The sequence below is a fragment of the Deinococcus sp. Arct2-2 genome (assembly GCF_004801315.1).
Taxonomy (GTDB): Bacteria; Deinococcota; Deinococci; order Deinococcales; family Deinococcaceae; genus Deinococcus.
In genome coordinates this window covers 1-22,843 of sequence record NZ_SSNW01000020.1, presented here as the reverse complement: position 1 = coordinate 22,843, position 22,843 = coordinate 1, and the positions used below count along the sequence as shown (strand labels likewise).

Below are 22,843 nucleotides of genomic sequence, written 5' to 3'. Positions count from 1 at the left end.
GCTGACGGCCCGTTTACTGCTTGCTCTCGATAAAGGAGACGGCGGCCTGCACGGTGCGGATGCTTTCGGCATCTTCATCGCTGATGGTCACGCCGAACTTGTCTTCCAGACCCATGATCAGTTCCACAGTCTCAAGGCTATCTGCACCCAAGTCTTCTACGAAACGCGCTTCAGGGGTTACCTTTTCCGCGTCTACACCGAGTTTCTCCACGATCACTTCTTTTACGTCGTCAAAAGTTGCCATAGTCAAATACCTCCCTAGATTGAAGTCTGCGCCAGTCTACACGCGGCGCGGCGCAGAGGCGGGTTTTCTGAACGGGGTTCAAAGGCAACGGGGTTCAAAAGTACAGAGAAGCAAAAACCCCAGCACAGGGCCGGGGCTTGCCTTCAGGGTTGTCTTGGACGCGGCAGGGCGCACGAGAGGCTTCAGGTTAGGTGAGGATCAGTTTGATGATCAGGGACAAGAACTTGACGGCGAGCAGGACAGCGGAAACTGCGCCTGCCCAAGCCGTGACACGCTTTGGAGTAAGCGGCGGTTGCCGCCTTTTCCGGGGCGTGTTAGACTTCTTGTGTTTCGTAGAGAATCACCACCTTTCAGTGCCCCCCAGTGCGGAAACACTGGGGGATTCCTCTATCTGAGGACATGCTCTCTACGTCCCGCTTGTCATGCAACGCGCCCAAAGGCAGGGCCAGTCTATCAATTCATTGTGCGAAAGTTCTCAGGTCTATCTTAGTGGGGATGCTCAATGCGGATACAGCCCGCCGTCTACCCCGATCACCTGCGCAGTGATGTAAGCGGCGGCGTCGCTGGCGAGGAAGGCCACCACTGCCGCCACTTCGTCCGGCTGACCGAACCGGGCCAGCGGAATGCCGCCCAGATACGCCGTGCGAGTCGCTTCCGGCAGGGCCGCCGTCATGTCGCTCTCCATAAAACCGGGAGCCACCGCGTTTACGGTGATGCCGCGCCCGCCATATTCCTTGGCGAGGGCTTTGGTCAGGCCGATCAGTCCGGCTTTACTGGCCACGTAATTGGCCTGTCCGGGGTTACCCATGAGGCCTACCACGCTGGCAATGTTGATGATTCGGCCCGCGCGGGCACGCATCATGTGCTTCAGGGCGGCGCGGCTGGCGGTAAACGCACTGGTCAGGTTCGTGTCCAGCACAGCGTTCCAGTCTTCGTCCTTCATTCGCACGGCCAAGGTATCGCGGGTGATTCCGGCATTGTTCACCAGCACATCGAGGCGGCCAAAGGCGGCGATGACCTGTTCCACCAAGGCTCCGGCATTGGCGGGCGTGGTCAAGTCGGCCCCGAATACCTGCGCGGTGACGCCGTGTGCGCGGGCGGCCTCGGCCACTTTTTCGGCTTCGGCGGCGTTGCGGCCATAGTGGATGGCGACATCGAAGCCAGCGGCGGCCAGTTGCAGCGCCATCGCGCGGCCTAAGCCCCGGCTGCTGCCAGTCACGAGGGCGACTTTGCGGGTGGGTGTGGGTTGAGCGTCGGTCATGCGTTCTCCATTTGGGTTTTATTTTGCACGCCTGCCAGATGATGCGCGTTGTGGTACAGCGTAAACAACAGCATTTCCCGCACGCTCAGTGGGCCTAGAACAGGATGGGCCAGCGTGTATGCGTCTAGGTCAACGTCGTTCCAGCCCTGCAATTTGGCTTGCAAAGTGTCCAGTGTTTGCCTGAATTCGGTCAAAAGTTCAGCCTGCGTGCCCTGTGGGTCAGGCAAAAATCGGCCAGAGGCTTTGACGCCTGTTGCCAAGACTTCCCGGTACAGCGCCCGAATGTCGGAATAAGAGCGGGAAGGCTGCGTGGCGTTGCGGGCGGGCAGGCGGTCACGGGGCAACGCGAGGGCAGAGGCCACAGGCTGATTGGAAACGATCAGATGGTGCAGATGATGGGCAGGAGACCACGTTTCCGCGTTGCCGTGCATAAATTGTTCGGGGGACAGCTCTGCAAAGAACGCGCCGACTTCTGCCTGAGTCTGTCCCAAAGCCGCCACAATCTCCGCCTGTGTAAAAGGCTCCCTCATAGCGCGAACGCTTCGAGCTGCGCCGCTGTGCCCACATTGATCGTGCGGGCGTCGGGCAGGATGCGTTTGACCAGCCCGGTCAACACGGTGCCGGGGCCGAATTCGATGAACACTTCCGCGCCCGCGTCGGCCAATGCCCGGATCGTTTCTACCCAGCGCACACTGCCCGTAATCTGGGCGGCCAGCAGTTCGGGCAGGGCAGCGGGGGCGGCTCCGGCTTCGGCGGTCACGTTGGCATACACCGGGAAGGCCAGCGGCGCGAACGGCGTGTCACTGAGGGCGGGGGCCAGTCCTGCGGCGGCAGGCTGCATCAGGGCGCAGTGAAACGGGGCGCTGACCTTCAGGGGAATGACCTTCAGGCCGCGTGCCTTCAGTTCGGCGCTGGCCGCGTCTACCGCACCCTTCTCGCCCGAAATAACGGTTTGGGTAGGCGCATTGAAGTTGGCGGGCTGCACGACGCCGGAACTGGCCGCGCAGACCTCCAGCACAGCGGCGGGGTCACCCATTACAGCGCACATGGCCCCCACACCCACTGGGACGGCCTGCTGCATCCGCTCGCCCCGTTCGCGGGTCAGGCGCAGAGCGTCCGGCAGGCTCAGCGATCCGGCAGCTACCAGCGCCGAATACTCACCGAGGCTGTGGCCCGCGCCAAAATCGGGGGTCAGGCCAGTCTGAGCGACCCACGCCCGGTACGCCGCTATCGACGCTACCACCAATGCGGGTTGCTGGTTGGCCGTCAGCGTCAGGTCTTCCAGTGGGCCAGTTTCGATCAGGGCACGCAGGCCCGGCAACGTGGCTTCGGCCTGCGCGTACACGGCTTCGGCGGCGGCGTGGGCAGCGGTCAGGTCAGCACCCATGCCCACCGAATGCGATCCCTGACCGGGAAACAGTGCTGCGATCTTGGGTGTCATACCGACACCGCTTCAGGCTCCGCTTTGCCCGCCCATTCGCGGGCCTGCACGCTTGGCGCACCGCTCCACCATTTCAGCGTGGCTGCCGCCCAACTCAGGCCGCCGCCAAAGGCCACCAGCAAGATTTGCTGGCCGTCCTTCACGCGCCCGTCGTCCACGGCTTCCTTCATGGCAAGCGGCACAGTGGCGCTGGAAGTATTGCCGTAGCGGTCTAAGTTCATTACCATTTTGCTCATCGGGACGCCAAAGCGCTGGGCGGCAGCCTCGATAATTCGCACGTTGGCCTGATGAGGAACCACCCAATCCACGTCCTCACTCTTCACACCGCTTTTGGCGAGGACTTCTGCGCCGCTGTCGCCCAGCACCCGCACGGCAAATTTGAAGACTTCGCGGCCATTCATACCTGTCCATTTGCCCATCGGGAAGCCGCCGGGGAGTTGGTGGGCTAGGAAGCGGGAGTAGAGACTAGAGCCGCCCACGCTGTCTGCACCCAGCACAAAATCCTGAAAGCCGTAGCCCTCTGGCACGGGGCCAACCACGACTGCGCCCGCACCGTCGCCAAACAAAATGGCGGTGTTGCGGTCATCCTGATCCACGATTTTGGTGATGGTTTCTGCGCCGATGACCAGCACGCGGCGGGCCATGCCACCCAGAATCAACCCCTGCGCCATGCCCAGCCCGTACACGAATCCGCTGCACGCCGTAGACAAGTCGAACGCGCCCGCACCGGCGAGGCCCACTTGTCCAGCGATCAGGGCCGCCGTAGAGGGGAACATGGCGTCCGGGCTGGCGGTGGCGCAGATCACCATATCCACGTCTTTCAGGCCGTCTGGGTCACGGGCCAACAGGTCACGCACCGCGCCCAAGCCCACATCTGAAGTAAATTCGTCGGGCGCAGAAAAGCGGCGTTCTCTGATCCCGGTGCGGGACTCGATCCATTCGGCGGTGGTGTCCATCCGCGCCTCGAATTCCTCGTTTTTCACCACGCGGGCGGGTGCAAAGGAGCCGAGGGCCGTGATGCCGATGCTGGGGCGAGAAGCGTGAAGGTCGGTCATGCCACCCACCGTAGCATTCTTTGAACGGACGTTCAATCAATTCTGGTGGTGTCTGAACGGGGTTCAAAATGATGGGGTGGTGGGGGCGGTTGGGTGGTGTGCGGGAGGGCGGCTAAGGGGCGAGGGTCTAAGGACGGGTCAAGGGTAATCGCTTTGCTCACTCACCCCCTCCCCAGCCCTCCCCCCTCAAGGGTGAGGGAGCAACAGCCCACGATTCTCGCCTTTGCTGTTAGCCCTCGCCCCTTGCGGGACTCGCAGAGCTGCAACGCACAGAGGGCAATTCAGCAACCAACCCGCCCCAACACCTTAGACCCTAGACTTTTAGACCCTTAGACTCCCCCCACCCAGCAATCCCACACACCAAAAAAGAAGGCCCGCCCCATCGGACAAGCCTTCTTCTTTTAGTTGCGTCTCCCCTACTCAGCTTTCACCGCACAGAGTTGACGTTCAAACTGGGTTACTCGGTCTTCTCGCCTTCGGTCTGAACTTCTTCGGTCTGGGCGGCTTCGGGAGCGTCGGCCTGAGCTTCATCAGACTGGGCAGCTTCGGCGGGTGCAGCGTCGGCCACAGCAGCAGGAGCCGTCAGTTGCGCGATAGCCGTTTGCAGGCCTTTTTCACGCAGGATGGAGGCGTAGTAGTTGTTCAGGCCGTTTGGCCCAAGCTGCGTGCGGAGTTGCTGGGCCGTCATGTTGTTGGCCTGCGCCAGTCCGTTCATGGTCTGGTTGAACTCGGCGTCGCTGACCTGCACTTTCAGATCTTCGGCCAGTTGCTCCAGCGCCAAGTCACGGCGCACGCGGGTCTCGGCGTTCTTGGCGAGGTCGGCCATGAACTCGTCGAGCTTGCCCTGCTCCTGCATAAAGCTCTCGTACTCGCCCCACTGCACGCCCTGACGGCCAAGGTCGTCTTTAATTTCGGCCATCATGCTTTCGCGGCGGGTGTCCAGCAGTGCGCGGGGAATTTCGACGGTCATGCCTTCCACGAGGTGAGTGATGAACTCCTCGCGGCGGGCGGTGTCGCCTTCTTGCTGGGCGCGGCGCTCCAACTCGGCCTTCAGGTCGGTACGCAGACGCTCCAAGTTCTCAAAGTTCAGGCTGGCGGCAAAGGCGTCGTCCAGTTCCTGCAGCTGCTTGGTCTTCACGTCTTGCACGACGACTGTGACCGTATGCTCGGCGTGTTCGTGGTCGCCGTGCTGGTGGGCCGGAACCGTGATTTCTACGGTGTCGCCCTTATGCTTGCCCAGCAGGGCTTCGCGCACGTGCGCTTCGGCCACGTCGAGGTACACGGGGTACGTGCCGCCCTCTTCGCCCTGCTCCTCGATGGTCACCTGATCGGTGGCTTCGATGGCGCGGTCGACACTTTCAAAGGTGGCGTTGCGCTCCTGAAGGTCGGCCAACGTGCGGCCCAACACTTCGTCGGTGATTTCGGGGGAAGTGGCCGTCATCTGCGCGGCTTTCCAGTCGCCCAGCGTAGTCACGGGGTACGTTTCGCCCTTCACGGTGAAGTCGAACGCCTGCCCACTGACCACGTCGGCGGGGTCGATGGTGGCGTCCACGAGGTTCAGTTTCAGGTCACGTGCGCCCTGCGGGTAGTGCACCTGAAGGAGACGGTCACGCACTTCCTGCTCTACGTAGCCTTTCCCGACGCGGCCTTCCAGCACCTTGCGGGGGGCTTTGCCGGGCCGAAAACCGGGAACGCGCACGTCACGGGCCAGGCCCGCCCACACTTGCTCATAAGCGCGGTTGACCTCGGCGGCGGGAACCGTGACCTTAAACTCGACTTTGTTGCCTTCTTTGCTGATCAGCTCTGCCATACGTCTCCCGTCTTGGTACCGGACACGCGGCCCCGTGTGGGGGCGGCCCGGCACCCTCGTTGTGTGTGATTCTGCCGCCTGCGCCACTGAAAGCTTGAGAGGTGGTTCCTCAAGGCCTGCATCGTGGGCGCGGCATGCCCGGCGCATCATAATGCTTTTCTGGCGGGGGGCGCTTGCTTCTGCCCCCAACCTCTGAAGTTCATGCCTCAGCACAAAGGCCAACAAAGAGTTTAGCGGAAAACAGCGGGCGTGAACCACAGGGCAAGGGAAACCAAAAGAACAGGGCGGCCTTCCTATTGGAAAAGCCGCCCCCGCCGTCTAAACTGCCGTTCTTACCCTACCTACTTGGTGCGAGAAAAGGGACTTGAACCCTCACTCCTTCCGGAACCAGATCCTAAATCTGGCGCGTCTACCAATTCCGCCATCCCCGCACGGGATACCTGACTCAAGCCAAAAGAGAAAAGAGAAACCCCAGCGCAGACCTTCGCCTGAGCCGGGGCATTTTGGGGTGGATTATGGGACTTGAACCCACGGCCTCCGCTGCCACAGAGCGGCGCTCTAACCAACTGAGCTAAACCCACCACAGCCACCATCTGTCAGCCAACACTGACCTTAGCCGCCTTCACAGGCTTGTACATCTTAGTGAAGCGGGGGGCGACTGTCAACGGGCAAGGCAGGGAATAGGCCAATCGGCGTGGAGAACTCAGTCTGACTGCGCTTCCAAAATCTCTAGGCGATTGCCCCACGGATCGCGCAGGAATACACGCCGGATGGGGGCTAATTCTGCATCTGGCACGCAAGTGATGCCAAATCTACTCGCCCGCTCGGTCACGGCGTCTAGGTCAGGGCAACGCAGCGCCACATGCCCTTTGTCGCGGGGCACGAAATTGGGCGTGACGCCGATGTGCAGTTGGCGGCCATCGGGCAGACCGAACCAGACACCGCCACGTGTTGCCAGTGCCGCAGGCTTGGGCAGTTCGGGCAGGCCCAAAAAGCCAGTAAAAAAGGCGCGGGCCGCCGCTTCACATCCCGCAGGCGCTTCGATCTGTACGTGGTCTAGGCCAGAAATCAGCGGGGTAATTTGGTTAGACATAGGGGTAACGTAACCCCAGCCAGAGCCTCGGCCCCGTCCCTCTCTGCGGAACAAATTGAACTGACCCCACTCTTTCCCGCCGCCGCTTTGCCGTACCCTGTAGCTACACATGAACTTCAATTTGCCGGAAGACCTGCGCGACGTGCAGGACACCATTCGCGACTTTATGCTGACTGTGGTGGAACCTCGCGCCCACGAAATCGAGGACACCAACCGCGTGCCGCCCGAACTGATGGCGCAGGCGGCGGCGCTGGGGCTGTTTGGCCTGAGTATTCCGGAAGAATACGGCGGCGCGGGGCTAGGCATGCTGGGGCGGTGCGCGGCCTACGAGGCGCTGGGGCAGGGGCATATGGGCTTTGGCGGCGTCATCAGCGCCCACGCCTCTATCGGCACCAGTGGCCTCGTGCGGCTGGGCAACGAGGAGCAGAAACAGCGGTTTCTGCCGCGTATGGCGTCGGGCGAATGCGTGGCCGGATTTGCCATCACCGAGCCGACGAGCGGCAGCGACGCGGCCAACATTCGCACGCGGGCCGAGCGGCGCGGCGACATGTACGTGCTGAACGGCACCAAGCACTACATCAGCAACGCGCCCATCGCGGGTCTGCTGACCGTGATCGCCATTACTGACCCGGCACAGGGCACCAAAGGCATGAGCGCCTTTTTGGTGGAACCACAGACCACCCCCGGCGTGCGCGTGGGCAAAATAGACGAGAAAATGGGCCAGAAGGGGGCGCTGTCGGCAGAGGTGATCTTCGAAGACGCCGAGATTCCCGCCGCCAACCTGCTGGGGCCAGAGCATTTGGGCTACCGCGAGGCGCTGGGTATCCTGACCGCTGGGCGGGTGGGCATCGCGGCCCGCAGCACTGGGGCCATGCAGCGTCTGCTGGATTTAAGTGTGCAGCACGCCAAAACCCGCGAGCAATTCGGGCAGCCGATTGGAGAGTTTCAGGCGGTGCAATTTATGCTGGCCGAAATGGACATCGCCCTGCAAACCAGCCGGGTGCTGTGGCAAAAGGTGGCGTGGATGGTAGATAAAGGCCAAGACGTGCGGCGCATGGCGAGCATTGCCAAGTACCACGCCACCGAAATGCTGTCTCAGGTGGCCGACAAAGCCGTGCAGGTGGCGGGCGGCATGGGCTACATGAAGGATTACCCGGTGGAACGTTTTTACAGAGATCAGCGGTTACTCAGGATTTACGAAGGAACGAGCGAAATTCAGAAGCTGATTATTGCGCGGGCGCTTTTAGCTTAGGCGGGAAGCTGGAGTAGGGCTGGAGGGGCGGGGCGAGAATGCCTTCACCCCTCTTTTGGTGGGATCGGGAGTGGAATTTTGGAGTGTGGAAGGGCAATCGCTTTGCTCATTCACCCCCTCTGCTGCGCAGCTCTGCGAGTCCCAGCCTCCCCCCTCAAGGGTGAGGAGCTAAAAACTCAGGCCCACATCATTTGCCCTCGCCCCTTGTGGGAGAGGGGCGCTGCACCGCAGCGGGGTGAGGGGGCCACGCGAGAACGAACCCGCCCCACAACCTTTAGCCTCTCCCGCCCTAACCATTCCTAAACCTCCCATCAGGCAGCGCAAGGGTTGTGTCAGGGCATGCGGAGTAGCGTTGAGATGTGGAACAGACTGCGTGGTCCACACGGCGAAGGCGAAGGGTGATCAAGGCACGGTGGACAGCGGGGCGCTTGCCCCATCTCCGCAAACTTGATATAGTTGCACTCAAGTTTCTTGGTATCAGGTAAGAATTAAACCGGACGCCAAGCCCCCCTCTCAATGCACACCTCTCAATGCAGAGCCGCCCCCTAGGACGCGCCCTGTTGCTGGTCAAAAGGAGCAATCATGACCACCGACATCCTCCAACTGCCCGCCAATGTTCCCGTCTGCCCCGTGCGTGGCAGCGTTATTTACCCCACGATGGTGCAGCACATTGATGCTAGCCGTTCTCTCTCGATCAACGCGATTGAGGCAGCCATGGCAGGCGAGAAAGTCATCCTGATCGTGTCTCAGCGCGACAAAGACGTAGACGATCCTCAGGGCGCTGACCTGTACGACGTGGGTACGGCCTGCAACGTGTTGCGTGTACGCAAGAACCCCGACGGCACCGTGCAAATGCTGGTGTCGGCAGTGGCCCGCGCCCGCGCCAAGAACTACACCCGCGACGAGTACCTGCGGGCCGATATAGAACTGATGCCCGAAGTGGCCGCCGATCCGGTGGAGTTTCAGGCGTTGGCCCGCGAGTTGCGCGAAAAGTTTGACATCATTGCCGCCAACGGCAAGGTCAGCGCCGAGAGCGTGCAGACCATTCAGGGCAAAGAGGAAGCGGGTGAGATGGCCGACCACATCGCCTTCAACCTTGATTTTAAGCTGGAAGACAAGCAGGCGTTGCTGGAAGCCGCCAGCCCCACGGCCCGCATTCGCAAGCTGCTGACGCTGCTGGACACCGAGCAGGAAGTTCAGGCGGTGCAGGCCCGGATTCGCGCACAGGTGAAAGAAGAGATCGACAAGAACCAGCGCGAATACTACCTGCGCGAGCAGATGAAGGTCATTCAGAAGGAGCTTCAGGGCGGTGAGGACGGCGAAGAGGGCGACGAAGCCGACGTCTTCCGAACCAAAATTGAGGCGCTGGAACTGAAGCCCGACGTGAAGAAGGAAATTGACCGCGAAGTGAACCGCCTCGCGCGGATGCACCCCGACGCCGCCGAAGCCAGCGTGATCCGTACCTACCTGACATGGGTCACGGAACTGCCGTGGAACACCCGCAGCGAAGACCGTCTAGACGTGCCGGAAGCCGCCCAGATTTTGGACGACGACCACTACGGCCTAGAAAAAGTCAAAGACCGCGTGCTGGAATTCTTGGCCGTGCGCCGTCTGCGCAAAGAGCGTGCAGAGCGCGGCGAACTGAGCGCCGAAGACGTGAACAAGGGGCCGATTCTGGTCTTCACCGGGCCTCCCGGCGTGGGTAAAACCAGCATTGCACAGAGCATCGCCAAGGCGCTGGGCCGCAAGTACGTGCGGATCGCACTGGGCGGCGCACGCGACGAGTCCGACATTCGGGGCCACCGCCGCACCTACATCGGCGCGATGCCCGGACGCCTGATTCAGGGCATCCGCACGGCAGGCACCAAGAACCCCGTGATCCTGCTGGACGAAGTGGACAAGTTGGGCACCAGCTATCAGGGCGACCCCTCCAGCGCGCTGCTGGAAGTCCTCGACCCTTCTCAAAACCAGCACTTTACCGACCACTACCTCGGCGTAGCCTTCGACCTCAGCGAAGTCATGTTCATTGCGACGGCCAACTACCCCGAGCAGATTCCCGCCGCCCTGATGGACAGAATGGAAGTCATCGACTTTTCCAGCTACATCGAGCAGGAGAAGTTGGAGATTGCCAAGCGTTACCTGATGCCCCGCCAGTTGACCCAGAACGGCCTGAAGCCCAACCAGATCAGCTTTACCGACGCGGCCCTAGAGCGCCTGATCAGCCATTACACCCGTGAAGCAGGCGTGCGGAACCTAGAGCGCGAAATTGGCACGGTGGCCCGCAAGGTAGCCCGCCGCATCGCTACCGCCGAAGTGAAGCGCGTGAAAGTGACCGACAAGGAACTGGATCGTTACCTCGGTCAAGCCCGCCACACGCCCGAAACCGAGAACCGCGAAGACATGGTAGGCGTCAGCACCGGCATGTTTTACACCCCGGTGGGCGGCGACATCCTGTTCGTGGAAACCAGCGTGATGCCCGGCAAGGGTCTAGTCCTCACCGGACAGTTGGGCGACGTGATGAAGGAGTCGGCCCGCGCCGCCCTGACCTACGCCAAAACCAACAGCGAGCGCTTCCACATCGACAAGTCGCGCATTGACGACAGCGAGATTCACGTGCACGTGCCCGCCGGAGCCATTCCCAAAGAAGGCCCCAGCGCGGGCGGGGCGATGGCCACCAGCCTGATCAGCGCCCTGACCGGCATTCCCGCCCGCCACGACGTTGCTATGACCGGCGAGATGACCCTCACGGGCCGCTACCTGCCCATCGGCGGCCTGAAAGAGAAGGTGCTGGGCGCACGCCGCGCCGGAATCAAGCACATCATCATGCCCAAGGCCAACGAACCCGACCTGCGCGACATTCCGCTGCACCTCCGCAGCAGCATGCGCTTCCACCCCTGCGAAACCGTAGACGAAGTGCTGGACGTGGCCCTCGTGGGGGGCCTGAAGGCACTGGAACGCGGCGCAGGCCTGAGCAACGTGCCTGCCCCCGAAACGCCCAAGCGCAAAACGGGCCGCCGGGGTGCTGGAGCCAGCGCCTAAGCCTTACTCAAGCTTAATCTTTGCCCCCTGCTAGCGATGGCGGGGGGTTTTGCTGGCCCCTCGTGCCCGTTATCCTGTACAGCAATGTCTGTTCCGCTCACGTTTTTGGTGGCCAGCCCGCACCTGCGCGGCGGCATCTTCGAGGGCGCGGTGATCTTGCTGCTCGAACACGATACGAAGGGTGCAATGGGACTCATCGTCAACGCGCCCATGTCTCAGTCGGTGTCGGAACTGTTGCCTGATATGCCGGGGCAAGCTGGCCCAGCGTGGCGCGGCGGCCCCGTAGACCGCACACTGGGTTGGTGCCTGTACCGCACACCTCTGAACCTAGAGGGAGAAGTACGGCTAAGCGCCGATCTGCTCGTCACCAGCAGTTTGGACGTGCTGCGGGCCGTGATGGAATCGGGGCAAGAGTACATGCTGGTGCTGGGCTACGCTGGCTGGGACGCGGGCCAACTGACAGAAGAGGCACGGGTGGGCATGTGGATCTGGGTAGAACAGGACAACCCAGACCTGATCTGGAAGGTAGAGGCCGAAGACCGCTGGGCCGAGGCGTTGGCCCAATTGGGCGTGACACCGGGCACGATCATGCCGGGCGGGGCGCAGGCCTAAGCGAAACGGCTCACCCTCTGTTGGGGGTAAGGCGTATCAGGGCGGGGCGGGGACTTGCGTGCTTCCGGGGGTCATGCTACTATCCCTCTCGCGCCCGAAAAAGGCGCACGGCTCCGGCCAAAGCTGTGAATTTGTTTTGAGCGACGTTCACAGGTGTTCGGCAGTAGCTCAGCGGTAGAGCGTCCGACTGTTAATCGGATGGTCGTAGGTTCGATCCCTACCTGCCGAGCCAAGATAAATTCCCCCGCCACGTGCGGGGGTTTTTGCTGTTGGCTGCTTTGTTAAATTCTGGCCCAATGCGTGCCCGACACCATCTGAGAACAGAGTGTCGCCAACACGTCACAACTGGCTCTAGCGGTCTTCAGCGGGTCTTCGTTACCTTGCTCAGCAGCGGCGGCGCGTCTGGATTTAAGCCCCGGTGCAGGGCCAAGTGCGCGGCGTACAGGTAAAATGCCAGCGCACTCGCCACAGGATCGGTCAGGGCGTGCCCCGTCTGCGGGGTGGTCAGGGTGCTGCCCAGTGCTGGGCCGATGGTTCGGAGGTCTGCACCTGCCGCCAACAGATCGGCGTAAGCGGCAGCCGTCGCACTCTCGGCGGCGTCGGCGGGCGCGAAGCCCAGCAGCGGCACACCTTCGGCCAGCAGGCGCTTGGGGCCGTGACTGAATTCGGCGGCAGAGTAGGCTTCGGCGTGAATGCCCGACGTTTCTTTCAGTTTCAGGGCGGCTTCCTGAGCGATGCCGAAATGCAGCCCCCGCGCCAGCACCAGCAAGTTGTCGGCAAAGCGGTAGCGTTCGGCCAATTCACTGGCGGCTGGCTCCAGTTCCAGCGTGCGCGTCAGGGCGGCGGGAAGGGCGTGCAGAGCGGTGTTCAGGGCGTCGCCTTCGGTGAGGGCGGCCAGCACGGGCAAGAAGGCGGTGAGGCTGGCGAGGTAGCTTTTGGTGGCCGCCACCGCCCGCTCTTCACCGCATTTCAGGGGCAGCACGAATTCGGCGGCCCCGGCCAGATCGCTGTCTTCCACGTTCACGAGGGCCACCGTCAGCGCCCCGCCCTCCCGCGCCATCCGCACATTTTCTACGACATCTGGGCTGGCCCCACTCTGAGACACCGCGATGACCAACGCGCCGCGCAAATCCAGCCGCGTGCCGTAGAGGGTATGCACGCTGGGGCCAAGGCTCGCCACCGGCAGCGCCAATTGCGTTTCCAGCGCGTATTTCAGAAAGGTGCAGGCATGGTCACTGCTGCCCCGCGCCACCGTGACGGCATACGGCGGGCGGCGGTGACGCAAAGCTTCGGCCAACCGTGCGGCGGCTTCGGCGTTTTCGGCCAGTTGGCGGGCAATCACGGCGGGCGCTTGGCGGGCTTCTTGCAGCATCAGGGGATTGGTTGGGGGAGTCATGCGTGGGCCTCAGTGGGTTGAAGAGGAATGGCTTGGCCGCCCACGTACACGGCCTTCACGTTCAGATCGGCGTCCAGCACGGTCAGGTCGGCCCGCAGGCCCACGCGCAACTCTCCCCTGTCGGTCAAGCCCAGTGAGGCGGCGGGCGCGGCGCTCAGCATGCGGCTCACTTCGGGCAGAGGAAGGCCCAGCCGTACCGCGTTTCTAAGGGCCACGTCCAGCGTCAGGACACTTCCGGCAATCGTGCCGTCTGCAAGCGTGGCTTTGCCGCCTTGAACCGTCACAGGTTGGCCGCCCAATTCACTGGGGCCGTCGCCCAAACCAGCGGCCCGCATCGCATCGGTAATCAGCAGGACTCGGCCCGGTGCAGCGGCGTGGGCCAGCAGGAAGGCGGTGGGATGCACATGCACGCTGTCCAGAATGACTTCTAGGAAGGCGTGCGGATCGGCCAGCAGCGCCCCCGCCGCGCCGGGTGTGCGGCCTTCTATCCCGCCCATCGCGTTGTACAGGTGCGTGGCACAGGTGCGTGCGCCCAACTCGTGCAGCGTGTGCAGAAAGGCAGAAACGGTGTCGGCGTCGGCGCGGGTGTGCCCTATGCCGATGCGGACGCCCCGGCCAGCCAAAGCGCGGGCCAGTTCCAACGCTCCGGGCAGTTCGGGGGCCAGTGTGACGGCGCGGATCACGTCTAGGGCCAGTAGTTCGGCAGTCAGATCAGGCTGAGGCAAGACGGCGTGCGGCGGTTGCGCCCCCAGCCGCCCCGGACTGATAAACGGGCCTTCGAGGTGCGCCCCCACAATGTCTGCGCCGCCTACCACGCCGCCCGCATCCATGACCTCGCGCACGCCGCGTAAGGCAGCCAAGACTTCGGGCCAACGGTGGGTGATGGTGGTGGGCAGCAGCGTGGTGGTGCCGTGCTGTGCGTGCAAGCGGGCCAATTTCTGTATTCCAGCGGGGCCGTCCATCGTGTCGCCACCCGCACCGCCGTGAATGTGGGTGTCTATAAATCCGGGCAAGATATACAGGTCAGCAGGGGCAGCTTCAGTGGTCAGCCCCGAAATCTGCAGGCCGAAGCTGAGGCTACCGGGCCTGAATTCGCCGTCTGGGTGCAGGATGTGGCCGCGTAGGGTGTGAGTGGAACGGGCAGTCATGGGCGCTCCTTAGGCTGGATGGAGGACGGGGAACAGCAGAAGCTTTGGCCTCAGCGTACTGCCTGAAAATAATTTCTGTCAATGTGGGAGGAAATGGTAAATTATTTTCAGCGTGGGGATAGTCTAAGAGTCTCGGGTGTTGGGACGGGCGCGTTCTCTTGGTGGCCCCCTCACCGCGCTGCTGCTCAGCGCCCCTCTCTGCTCCGCAGCTCTACGAGTCCCTCAAGGGACGAGGGCTTAGCTCCTCACCCTTGAGGGGGGAGGCTGGGAGGGGGTGAGTGAGCGCCAGCGATTGCCGTTCCTTAGACGCCTTTCCGCCCCCACCAAAACACACCTAGCCAAATGCTCTACCCTGCGTCTATGTGGGCTTCTCAGCGGGCACAGGGCGTGCCGACCAGCGTATTTTCTTTGATGGACGCGGCGCTTGGGCGGGCGCGGGCGGTGGGTCTGAAAGTGATTGACCTGAGCATCGGCTCCAGCGACCTTGCCCCCCCGGTGCAGGCGCTGGATGCCCTGCGGGACGCCACGCACGACCCCAGTTCTTACCGCTACCCCCTGTTTTCGGATACGCGGCCTCTGCGGGAAGCGGCAGCGGCGTACTTGGGGCGGCGATTTGGCGTGCAGATAGACGCCGAGCGCGAAGTCTTGCCCCTGATCGGCGCTCAGGAAGGGCTGGCGCACCTGCTGCTGGCCGTCACTGACCCCGGCGAGACGCTGCTGCTGCCTGACCCCTGCTACCCGCCGTATCTGGGCGCGGCAGCCGTGGCGGGGCTGAATGTAATTCCACTGCCGCTGCTACCGGGGCGCGGTTTTTTGCCAGATTTAGACGCCTTGCCCGCCGAACTGCGCCCCCGCGTATTGCTGCTGAATTACCCCAACAACCCGACGTCGGCGGTGGCAGATACGGCCTTTTTTGCCGAGGCTGCCGCATGGTGCCGGACACGGGGCACACTCCTGATTCACGATCACCCCTATGCCGAACTCACCTTTGGCGACTACCAAGCGCCGAGTGCGCTTCAAGCGGGCTTAGAAGGAATCGTAGAGCTGCATTCGCTGAGCAAAACGCACCATATGGGCGGCTTCCGGGTAGCCTTCGCGGCGGGCGATGCTGGGGCTATTGCCGCGCTAGGCCGAGTGAAGGGTGCGGTAGATTTCCACCCGTATCTGGGCATTCAACGGGCGGCAACGGTGGCACTAGGCCTGCCCGATAGCTTGGGCCGCGAGGGAGCCAGAGTCTTTCAGGAACGCCGCGACGCCCTCTTGCCCGCCTTACGTGAAATGGGTTGGGAAATTCAGACACCGCAGGCCAGCATGTACCTCTGGGCGCGGGTACCCGGCCTCACCGACAGCGTAGCCTACGCCGTGCGCGTGGCCGAAACGACAGGCGTGGCCCTCAGTCCGGGGCGAGCCTTCGGGCCGGGCGGAGAAGGATTCGTGCGCTTTGCACTGGTGCAGCCGCCGGGGGTGTTGGTGGAGGCGGCGGGGAGGCTGCGGGCGGTAGTTTAGGGTTGGAAGGTGAACCCCCCCGTTGCTCCCGCAGCGCCCCCCCTTAGACTTGCAAAGCTCCGCAGGAGAGGGGAGGACTAAAGATGTTGCGCTCCCCTCTAAGGGGGGCTGGCTGCGGAGCAGACTGGGGGGGCGTCTTTGATCTTTTCCAAATGACCTGCCCTACACCACCGCCGTCGCCGCCAGCCGTTCCAGCACGCCCGGATCTTCCAGCGTGCTCGTGTCGCCCTCAATCTTGCGGCCCGCTGCGATTTGGCGCAAAAACCGCCGCATGATCTTGCCGCTGCGGGTTTTGGGCAGGGCGTCGGCAATGTAGATGGCGTCAGGGCGGGCCAGTGCGCCGATTTGAGACACCACATGGGCACGCAGGGCCACCGGGTCTACGGTTTGGCCCGCTTGCGGCAGCACGAAGGCCACCACGCATTCTCCCTTCAGGTCATCGGGTTTGCCCACCACCGCCGCCTCAGCCACGCTGGGATGGGCCACCAGTGCGCTTTCTATTTCCATCGTGCCCAGTCGGTGGCCTGACACGCTCAGCACGTCGTCCACGCGGCCCATCACGGTGATGTATCCGTCGGCGTCTTTGCGTGCGCCGTCTCCGGCAAAGTACACATGCGGAATTTCGCCCCAGTAGGCTTTGCGGTAGCGTTCGTCGTCGCCGTACACGGTACGCAGCATAGACGGCCAAGGTCTGCGGATGACCAACAGGCCACCCTCGTCGGGGCCAAGTTCCTCGCCTTCGCGGTTCACGATGGCCGCCTCTACGCCGTACATGGGCAGGCCCGCCGTGCCCGGTTTGGCCGGATGCGCCCCCGGCAACGTGGTCAGCATGATGGCTCCGGTTTCGGTTTGCCACCACGTATCGATGACCGGGCAACGGTCTCCCCCGATCACGCGGCGGTACCACATCCACGCTTCGGGGTTGATCGGCTCGCCCACCGATCCCAACAGGCGCAGGCTGCTGAGGTCATAGCCCGCCGGAATCGCGTCGCCCTGCCGCATAAAAGCGCGAATGGCAGTCGGCGCGGTGTACAGAATCGTCACGCCGTGCTTCTGAATGATCTGCCAGAACCGCCCCCAATCGGGGTGGTTGGGTGCGCCCTCGTACATCAGCACGGTGGCTCCGTTCAGCAGCGGGCCGTACACGGTGTAGCTGTGGCCCGTAACCCAGCCGATGTCGGCGGTACACCAGAACACGTCGTCGGGTTTGAGGTCAAACACCGTTTTGGTGGTCAGGTACGTGCCCACCATATAGCCGCCCGTCGTGTGCAGCACGCCTTTGGGCTTGCCCGTACTGCCCGACGTATACAGCACGAATAAGGGGTGTTCGGCGTCTAGTGCGGCGGCCACGTGTTCGGCATCGGCTTCGGCTAGGGCTTCATGCCACCACAGGTCACGCCCCTCCTGCATATTCACGGGCGTTCCGGCGCGGCGCACTACCAGCACATGCTCCAGCGTGAGCGTGCGGGCGGCGGCTTCGTCGGCGTTGGCCTTCAGGTTCACAGGTTGGCCGCGCCTGTAGCCAGCATCGGCAGTAATCAGCAGCTTGCTCTGGGCGTCGTTAATCCGGTCAGACAGTGCGCCCACGCTGAAGCCCCCAAACACCACCGAATGTACCGCGCCGATTCGGGCGCAGGCCAGCATCGCTATCGCCGCTTCGGGAATCAGGGGCAGATACAGCGTCACGCGGTCTCCGGCCACCACGCCCAGCGCGGTCAGGGCGTTGGCGGCCCGCTTCACCTCGGCCAAGAGTTCGCTGTAAGTGAGGGTTCGTAGCTCGCCGTCTTCCCCTTCCCAAATCAGCGCCCGCTTGCCGCCCAAGCCCTGCGCCACATGACGGTCAAGGGCATTAAAAGCAATGTTGGTCTGACCGCCCACGAACCACTGCGCGTGCGGCTCCTGCCAGTCCAGCACACGTTCCCAAGGCTTCATCCACGTCAGGTCGCCTGCCACTTCACCCCAAAAACCGTCTGGGTCTTGCAGGCTGCGCTCGTAGCGGGTCTGGTATTCGGCGGCAGTCAGGCTGGCACTGGCCGCAAATTCGGCGCTGGGGGCGAACACGCGGGTTTCATGCAATACATTGTCGATTTGGTCGGTCATCAGAGGGTCTCCACGGAAGAAGAAAGGGGGCAATGGCGACGAGATGGATTGTGGTTGGCTGGAGTCTAACGCCCAAAAGTGGCGAGGCGGCAAACAGATACAGCGCCCCAATTGCCGCTTGCCCCCCGCTGCCCTTTCTCTGCGGCGCGTATCTTGGGGGGAATGCGCCCGCCTTCGCTGCCCCCTTCCTCTCTGGCCGATGCTTTCGGGCGGCCTCTGCGTGACCTGCGAATCAGCGTGACAGACCGCTGCAACCTGCGCTGCACTTACTGCATGCCCGCTGAGGTGTTCGGGCCGGGCTACGCCTTTTTGCCGCGCACCGAACTGCTGACCTTCGAGGAAATAGAGCGGTTGGCGGCGGCATTTGTGGCGTTAGGCGTGCAAAAACTGCGGCTGACTGGCGGTGAGCCACTGCTGAGGCGCGATTTGCCGGAACTGGTGGCCCGCCTCGCTCGCATGGACGGCGTGCAGGACATCGCGCTGACCACCAACGGCCTGTTGCTGCCCCGCTTGGCGGTTCCCCTGAAGGCGGCAGGATTACAGCGGGTGACCGTAAGCATAGACAGCCTTGACCCCGATATTTTTGGGCGCATGAATGGGCTGGGCACGCACCCTGACCGCGTGCTGGACGGCATTGAAGCGGCCCTTCAAGCTGGACTGGGCGTGAAGGTGAACACAGTGGTGCAGCGCGGCGTGAACGATGCGGGCCTGCGCCAACTCTGGCTAGCCCTGCGCGACAAAGCCGTCGTGCGCTTCATCGAATTTATGGACGTGGGCAACCACAACGGCTGGAATATGGCGGCGGTGGTGCCTTCCCGCGAGGTGTTGGCCCGCCTGAGCGAAGACGGCTTAGGCAGCGAATTTTCGCCCACACAGGCCAATTACCGGGGCGAAGTGGCCGCTAGGCATCAGGGCGCACAGGGCCACGAGGTCGGCCTGATTTCCTCAGTCACAGCCCCCTTTTGCGGAGACTGCTCGCGGGCGCGGCTCTCGGCGGTGGGCATCCTGTACACCTGCCTGTTTGCGGGAAGCGGAACCGACCTGCGTGCGCCGCTCCGGGCCGGAGCCTCGGATGAAGAAGTGCGGGCGCAGATTGCCCGTGTTTGGCAGGTCAGGCAAGACCGCTACAGCGAGGAACGCGGAGAGATCACGACGCGCCAGAAGGTCGAAATGTCGCATATTGGCGGCTAGCCCAAGCTGAAGCGTAAAAAACCCAACTTTCATGTATCCTGAAGTTGGCTCTTATTTTTGTTACCATACCAGTCACAAGTCAGACAACCTTGTGTACTCCTGACACAAACTCTAAGATAGGCGACCAGAGGCTCAACAGAGAAACGTTGAGGTGTGAGCCTGAAGGGGATGCATGGCGAAGTACCCGCTCATCAAAAGCACACTGAAAGACCGCCTCCTCGGGGGCCACTACCCAGAAGGGCTACCGCTCCCCAGCGAACCGCAACTTGCCCGCGAGTTTGAAGTCTCGCGGATGACCGCCCGCCGCGCCATCGACGAACTTGAGCGCGAAGGGTACGTCTACCGCGTGCAGGGCGCAGGCACCTTTCCTACCGGAAAACGCTTCCGGCAGGGCATGTTCCGTATCCGCCCTTTCAAGGAGTGGGCACGCCACCCCGATCACCGCACGACGGTGCTGCGGGCCATGCAGATCGAGGCCACGCCCGAAATCGCCATCGTGCTGCAAATCCAGCCGGGTGACCCAGTTATTTTCGTTCACCGTCTCCGCACGGCGGGCGATGAGGCGCTGGTCATCGAAAAGCGGTATATCAACGCCGCCATCGTGCCCAAGCTCCTCGAACATAACCTCAGCGCCGAAAGCATCCACGAAACGATGGTCAGCATGGGCGTCCCGCTGGCCCGCGTCGAACAGAATCTGGAAGCCGTGAACCTGCGCCAAGAAGAAGCCGATCTGTTGCGGGTCTCGCTGGGCACGGCAGCTTTCCTGCTGCGCCGTACCACTTACAGCGGCCCCAAACGTGTGTCGTATGTGAATTATTGGGTACGCGGAGACCGCTACGCCTTCCAAGACAGCTTCGAGCCGTAAAAACGGTTGTCGCACGTAGGGTTGTGGGAGCTTCGGCCTAGGCTGAGGCTCCCGCTATCGTCGTTGAGTGGCCTTTCTTAGACCCTTCGACTCTAGACCCTTAGACTTCTCCCCTACCCCACCAATGGATGCAACTCCCCCGCGCTCACCACGCCCAACCAGTGCAGGGCGCGGCTGGCGCTCACGTACAGCAATCGCCGTTCGTATTCCGTAGATTCGTCGTAGGTATCGGCGTCGGCATTGGCCACAATTGCGGCGCTGAACTCCAGCCCTTTGGCGAGGTTGACGGGCAGGATAACCACACCGCCCCGGTAGCGGTGTTCCTGCGTCGTAATCGGCTGGGCGTCGGTGTCGTGGTCATGTAACTCCGTGCTGAGGCGGTCGGCGTCGGCGGCGCGGCGGGTCACGATGGCCACGTTTTCATGTCCGGCGGCCTGTGCGTCTTTCACGGCGCGGGCGATCAGGGCCGCTTCTATACCGCCCGAATACCGCTGCACCTCGGCCCCATCGCGGTCTACGCCCACCACGTCGGCGGCGCGGTTGTATGTAGAGGCGATGCGTGCGCCCAGTTCGGTAATCTGGCGCGTAGAACGATAGGTGCGCGAGAGGGTCAGCACTCGCGCCCCCCCTGCCGCAGCGGGCAACACGGCCAGCACCGCTTCCCAACTGCTCGGCCCCTTGTAGCCGTGCATCCCCTGATTCAGGTCACCCAGCGCGGTCAGGTGACCCTCACGCGTGGCGCGGGCCAGCAGCGCGTACAGCAGCGGCGAATAATCCTGTGCTTCGTCCAGCACCACATGATCGAAGGGTTCCAGTGTGCGCCCTACCTGCCGCCCGATGCCGCCTGTGAGGGCCTGCACCGCCAGCATCACGGGCAGCTCGGTCACGTCGGCATGGGCGCGGCGCGGGTTGGGAATGCTCTGGAGGGGATCGGCCAGCAGCAGGCGGATTTCGCGCTCGTTCAGCAGGCCACTCACACCCAGCGCTTCGGCACTGCCCAGCAAGCGGCGGGCCTCGGTCACGGGGGTAGTGGAAGCGAAAACCCGCCCCAGCAAACTCGTCAGCGGCACCGACAACTGGCGCAGTACGCCCACCGCCTGAGTCTCCGACACATTCAACCGTGCCAGAGCCTCGGCTTCCAGTGCGGCGCGAAAGGCGGCCCGGTAACCGGAGAGCGGATCGGCGGCGAATACGTCCAGCAGTAGGGCGTGCAATTCCTGCTCGGTTTGCGAAAAAGTCAGGGCGTCGCGGCCCGGCACTTCAATCTGCTCCTGAAGGCGCTGGCCCTGCAACGCGGTGAGGAATTTGGCCTGAATGTGCGCCCGCACCACGTCCAGCATGCGGGCGTCTCCCAACAATTTGGCCCGCCGCCAAGCCAGCGCCCGCCGTGCGTTGTCGTGATCGGTCAGGAGCAGGGTCAGCGTGCGGTCAGTGACTTCCAGTTTTTCCAGCCCCAGCAGGCCCACCGCCCATGCTTCGGGCGTAGTCACAGGTACGGCGGGAATGCCCAGATCGGGCAAGACGCGGGCAGCATAGGCGGCAAGTACCTTGTTGGGCATCAGCACCATGCAGGCTTCAGGGCGGGCACGGTGTTCGCGGCGTTCAGCGTTCATCATCCACGCGAGTCGGTGAAAGCCGATGGTGGTTTTGCCCGACCCAGCCGCACCCTGAATGATAATCGGCGTGCCCGCTGGTGCCCGCATCGCCTCGTTTTGTTCAGGCTGCAACGTTTCCACCACATCCCGCATCCCCGCCGTACTCTGCTCCTGAAGGCGGCGAATCAGGACTTCCTCGCGGCCCCCGGTATCGCCGCCCGCCTCGTCGTCGTACAGGTCGGTCACGCGCAACAGTTGTTTGGCGGCCACGTCCAGTTGTCGCCGCCGCCGGATTGTGCCTAGGCCGCCGCGCCGGGGCGTCCAGTTCAGCGATTGGGTGTAAAACAAGCTGCCTACCTCCGAGTCCCAAGACACCACGTTATGGCCTTCTTTGGCCCCGCCTTTCACATCTAGGAAGGCGTGCTTGCCCACGTACAGAGTTTGCTCGCGCCCGCCCACCCGCACACGCAAGCTGCCGAAATAAGGCTGAGACAGATGGACGCTCAGCATGGCCGCGTGTTCCTCGGCGGTATCGGCCATCGTGACGCTGGTTTCCAGATCGGCCCCTACATTGCGGTCACGGTCTTCCCACACGTTAATCTGGTGCAACATAGCGGCCACTGTTCCGGCCAATCGTCCTTCTTCGTGGGCAAATTCTGGATGTGAAGCTGCATTCTCTGATGGAGTCGTGCGTGGGGACGTGGGCTGTGCAACAGGCATCCGTACAGAATAAGCCATCGAGAGCTTTAGAGATACGGCGCAGACAAAATACGGCGGGGTGGTTCAGTTCTGACCCCTTGTCCCCGAGTCCATCCTTTGGCGGATGCATCCCGCCTCAACAGGTACTAGGCTATCCACATGAACGTCACCCGCCATTTCAGTGATACCCGTACCCCAGAGGGCCGCGTGCGCTTTTTGCTGTTCTATGACCGAGTACAACTCAGGGCTGAGGGCAAAGGCTGGCATCACCAGAGCAATCATCAAAGCTTGGAAGAGGCCGCTAATTTTTTAGCGGTAGTGCCCAACATTACCCAGTGCCTTTACGAACAGACCTTGGGTGATCTGGAACGGCAACTGGCCTTTGCGGGCGCGGCGTAGTAACAAAGATCGGCCTATAGGGCAACCTTGAATTTGAAGCACAAGGAAGCGCCCCCCTCGTTACTGAGGGGGGCAAGATCTGTGGAGCGGGAGACGCGATTCGAACGCGCGACATCTACCTTGGCAAGGTAGTGCTC

Annotated in this window: 18 protein-coding genes and 3 tRNA genes; 8 read left to right on the top strand and 13 right to left on the bottom strand. The window is 62.7% G+C overall.

From position 1 onward, the window contains the following. Positions 1–13: 13 nt before the first annotated feature. The 9 genes from acpP to E7T06_RS10285 all read right to left on the bottom strand — a co-directional run bounded on the left by acpP (position 14) and on the right by E7T06_RS10285 (position 6,904). A complete protein-coding gene (gene acpP, locus E7T06_RS10325) occupies positions 14–244 on the bottom strand; it encodes an acyl carrier protein (protein ID WP_064015369.1) in 231 nt (76 codons plus the stop codon). A 499-nt stretch (positions 245–743) separates the two neighbouring features. Beyond that, entirely contained in the window at positions 744–1,505 is a 762-nt protein-coding gene (gene fabG, locus E7T06_RS10320) for a 3-oxoacyl-[acyl-carrier-protein] reductase (RefSeq protein ID WP_136365716.1), read from the bottom strand. After that, the gene (locus E7T06_RS10315) at positions 1,502–2,035 is read right to left on the bottom strand and encodes a DinB family protein (RefSeq protein WP_136365715.1); all 534 of its coding nucleotides are present in this window, start codon (positions 2,033–2,035) and stop codon (positions 1,502–1,504) included. Before E7T06_RS10315 ends, fabG begins: the two co-directional genes overlap by 4 nt. Next, on the bottom strand, positions 2,032–2,946 hold the full coding sequence (gene fabD, locus E7T06_RS10310) for an ACP S-malonyltransferase (RefSeq protein ID WP_136365714.1): 915 nt from the start codon (positions 2,944–2,946) through the stop codon (positions 2,032–2,034). Before fabD ends, E7T06_RS10315 begins: the two co-directional genes overlap by 4 nt. Continuing rightward, positions 2,943–4,001, bottom strand: a complete 1,059-nt coding sequence (locus E7T06_RS10305) for a beta-ketoacyl-ACP synthase III (protein WP_136365713.1) — start codon at positions 3,999–4,001, stop codon at positions 2,943–2,945. The genes fabD and E7T06_RS10305 overlap by 4 nt, the downstream gene beginning before the upstream one ends. A gap of 457 nt (positions 4,002–4,458) precedes the next feature. Then, entirely contained in the window at positions 4,459–5,811 is a 1,353-nt protein-coding gene (tig, locus tag E7T06_RS10300; protein WP_136365712.1) for a trigger factor, read from the bottom strand. 346 nt (positions 5,812–6,157) lie between these two features. Continuing rightward, positions 6,158–6,242 (bottom strand) — tRNA-Leu (locus E7T06_RS10295). Positions 6,243–6,315: 73 nt separating this feature from the next. After that, positions 6,316–6,392 (bottom strand) — tRNA-His (locus tag E7T06_RS10290). A gap of 122 nt (positions 6,393–6,514) precedes the next feature. Beyond that, on the bottom strand, positions 6,515–6,904 hold the full coding sequence (locus E7T06_RS10285; protein ID WP_136365711.1) for a VOC family protein: 390 nt from the start codon (positions 6,902–6,904) through the stop codon (positions 6,515–6,517). Between the two features lie 109 nt (positions 6,905–7,013). Here E7T06_RS10285 and E7T06_RS10280 point away from each other — a divergent pair, with 109 nt between their 5' ends. The 4 genes from E7T06_RS10280 to E7T06_RS10265 all read left to right on the top strand — a co-directional run bounded on the left by E7T06_RS10280 (position 7,014) and on the right by E7T06_RS10265 (position 12,039). Then, positions 7,014–8,156, top strand: a complete 1,143-nt coding sequence (locus tag E7T06_RS10280; RefSeq protein ID WP_136365710.1) for an acyl-CoA dehydrogenase family protein — start codon at positions 7,014–7,016, stop codon at positions 8,154–8,156. A gap of 582 nt (positions 8,157–8,738) precedes the next feature. Then, entirely contained in the window at positions 8,739–11,195 is a 2,457-nt protein-coding gene (gene lon / locus E7T06_RS10275; protein WP_136365709.1) for an endopeptidase La, read from the top strand. An 84-nt stretch (positions 11,196–11,279) separates the two neighbouring features. Further along, positions 11,280–11,807 carry a YqgE/AlgH family protein gene (locus E7T06_RS10270; protein ID WP_136365708.1) on the top strand — a complete coding sequence of 176 codons (528 nt, stop codon included), beginning with the start codon at positions 11,280–11,282 and terminating at the stop codon, positions 11,805–11,807. A gap of 157 nt (positions 11,808–11,964) precedes the next feature. Then, positions 11,965–12,039, top strand: a tRNA-Asn gene (locus tag E7T06_RS10265). A 129-nt stretch (positions 12,040–12,168) separates the two neighbouring features. Here E7T06_RS10265 and E7T06_RS10260 read toward each other — a convergent pair. Together E7T06_RS10260 and nagA are read right to left on the bottom strand one after the other, a co-directional pair. Continuing rightward, positions 12,169–13,203, bottom strand: coding sequence for an SIS domain-containing protein (locus E7T06_RS10260; protein WP_136365707.1), 1,035 nt, complete (start codon positions 13,201–13,203; stop codon positions 12,169–12,171). Then, positions 13,200–14,351, bottom strand: coding sequence for an N-acetylglucosamine-6-phosphate deacetylase (gene nagA / locus E7T06_RS10255; protein ID WP_136365706.1), 1,152 nt, complete (start codon positions 14,349–14,351; stop codon positions 13,200–13,202). The genes E7T06_RS10260 and nagA overlap by 4 nt, the downstream gene beginning before the upstream one ends. Before the next feature lie 360 nt (positions 14,352–14,711). Here nagA and E7T06_RS10250 point away from each other — a divergent pair, with 360 nt between their 5' ends. Next, complete coding sequence (locus E7T06_RS10250; RefSeq protein ID WP_136365705.1) at positions 14,712–15,857, top strand: aminotransferase class I/II-fold pyridoxal phosphate-dependent enzyme; 1,146 nt, start codon at positions 14,712–14,714, stop codon at positions 15,855–15,857. A 162-nt stretch (positions 15,858–16,019) separates the two neighbouring features. On the opposite strand, the gene acs is transcribed toward E7T06_RS10250, so the two are convergent. Next, entirely contained in the window at positions 16,020–17,957 is a 1,938-nt protein-coding gene (gene acs, locus E7T06_RS10245; protein WP_136365704.1) for an acetate--CoA ligase, read from the bottom strand. Between the two features lie 162 nt (positions 17,958–18,119). On the opposite strand from acs, the gene moaA reads away from it, so the two are divergent. Together moaA and E7T06_RS10235 are read left to right on the top strand one after the other, a co-directional pair. Continuing rightward, the gene (gene moaA / locus E7T06_RS10240; RefSeq protein ID WP_136365703.1) at positions 18,120–19,148 is read left to right on the top strand and encodes a GTP 3',8-cyclase MoaA; all 1,029 of its coding nucleotides are present in this window, start codon (positions 18,120–18,122) and stop codon (positions 19,146–19,148) included. A gap of 172 nt (positions 19,149–19,320) precedes the next feature. Continuing rightward, positions 19,321–20,013 (top strand): GntR family transcriptional regulator, encoded by a 693-nt coding sequence (locus E7T06_RS10235; protein ID WP_064015384.1) that lies wholly within the window; start codon positions 19,321–19,323, stop codon positions 20,011–20,013. A gap of 113 nt (positions 20,014–20,126) precedes the next feature. On the opposite strand, the gene E7T06_RS10230 is transcribed toward E7T06_RS10235, so the two are convergent. Beyond that, the gene (locus E7T06_RS10230; RefSeq protein ID WP_136365702.1) at positions 20,127–22,328 is read right to left on the bottom strand and encodes an ATP-binding domain-containing protein; all 2,202 of its coding nucleotides are present in this window, start codon (positions 22,326–22,328) and stop codon (positions 20,127–20,129) included. Between the two features lie 138 nt (positions 22,329–22,466). Between E7T06_RS10230 and E7T06_RS10225 the strand changes: the two genes are divergently transcribed. After that, positions 22,467–22,706, top strand: coding sequence for a hypothetical protein (locus E7T06_RS10225; RefSeq protein ID WP_136365701.1), 240 nt, complete (start codon positions 22,467–22,469; stop codon positions 22,704–22,706). Positions 22,707–22,843 lie beyond the last annotated feature (137 nt).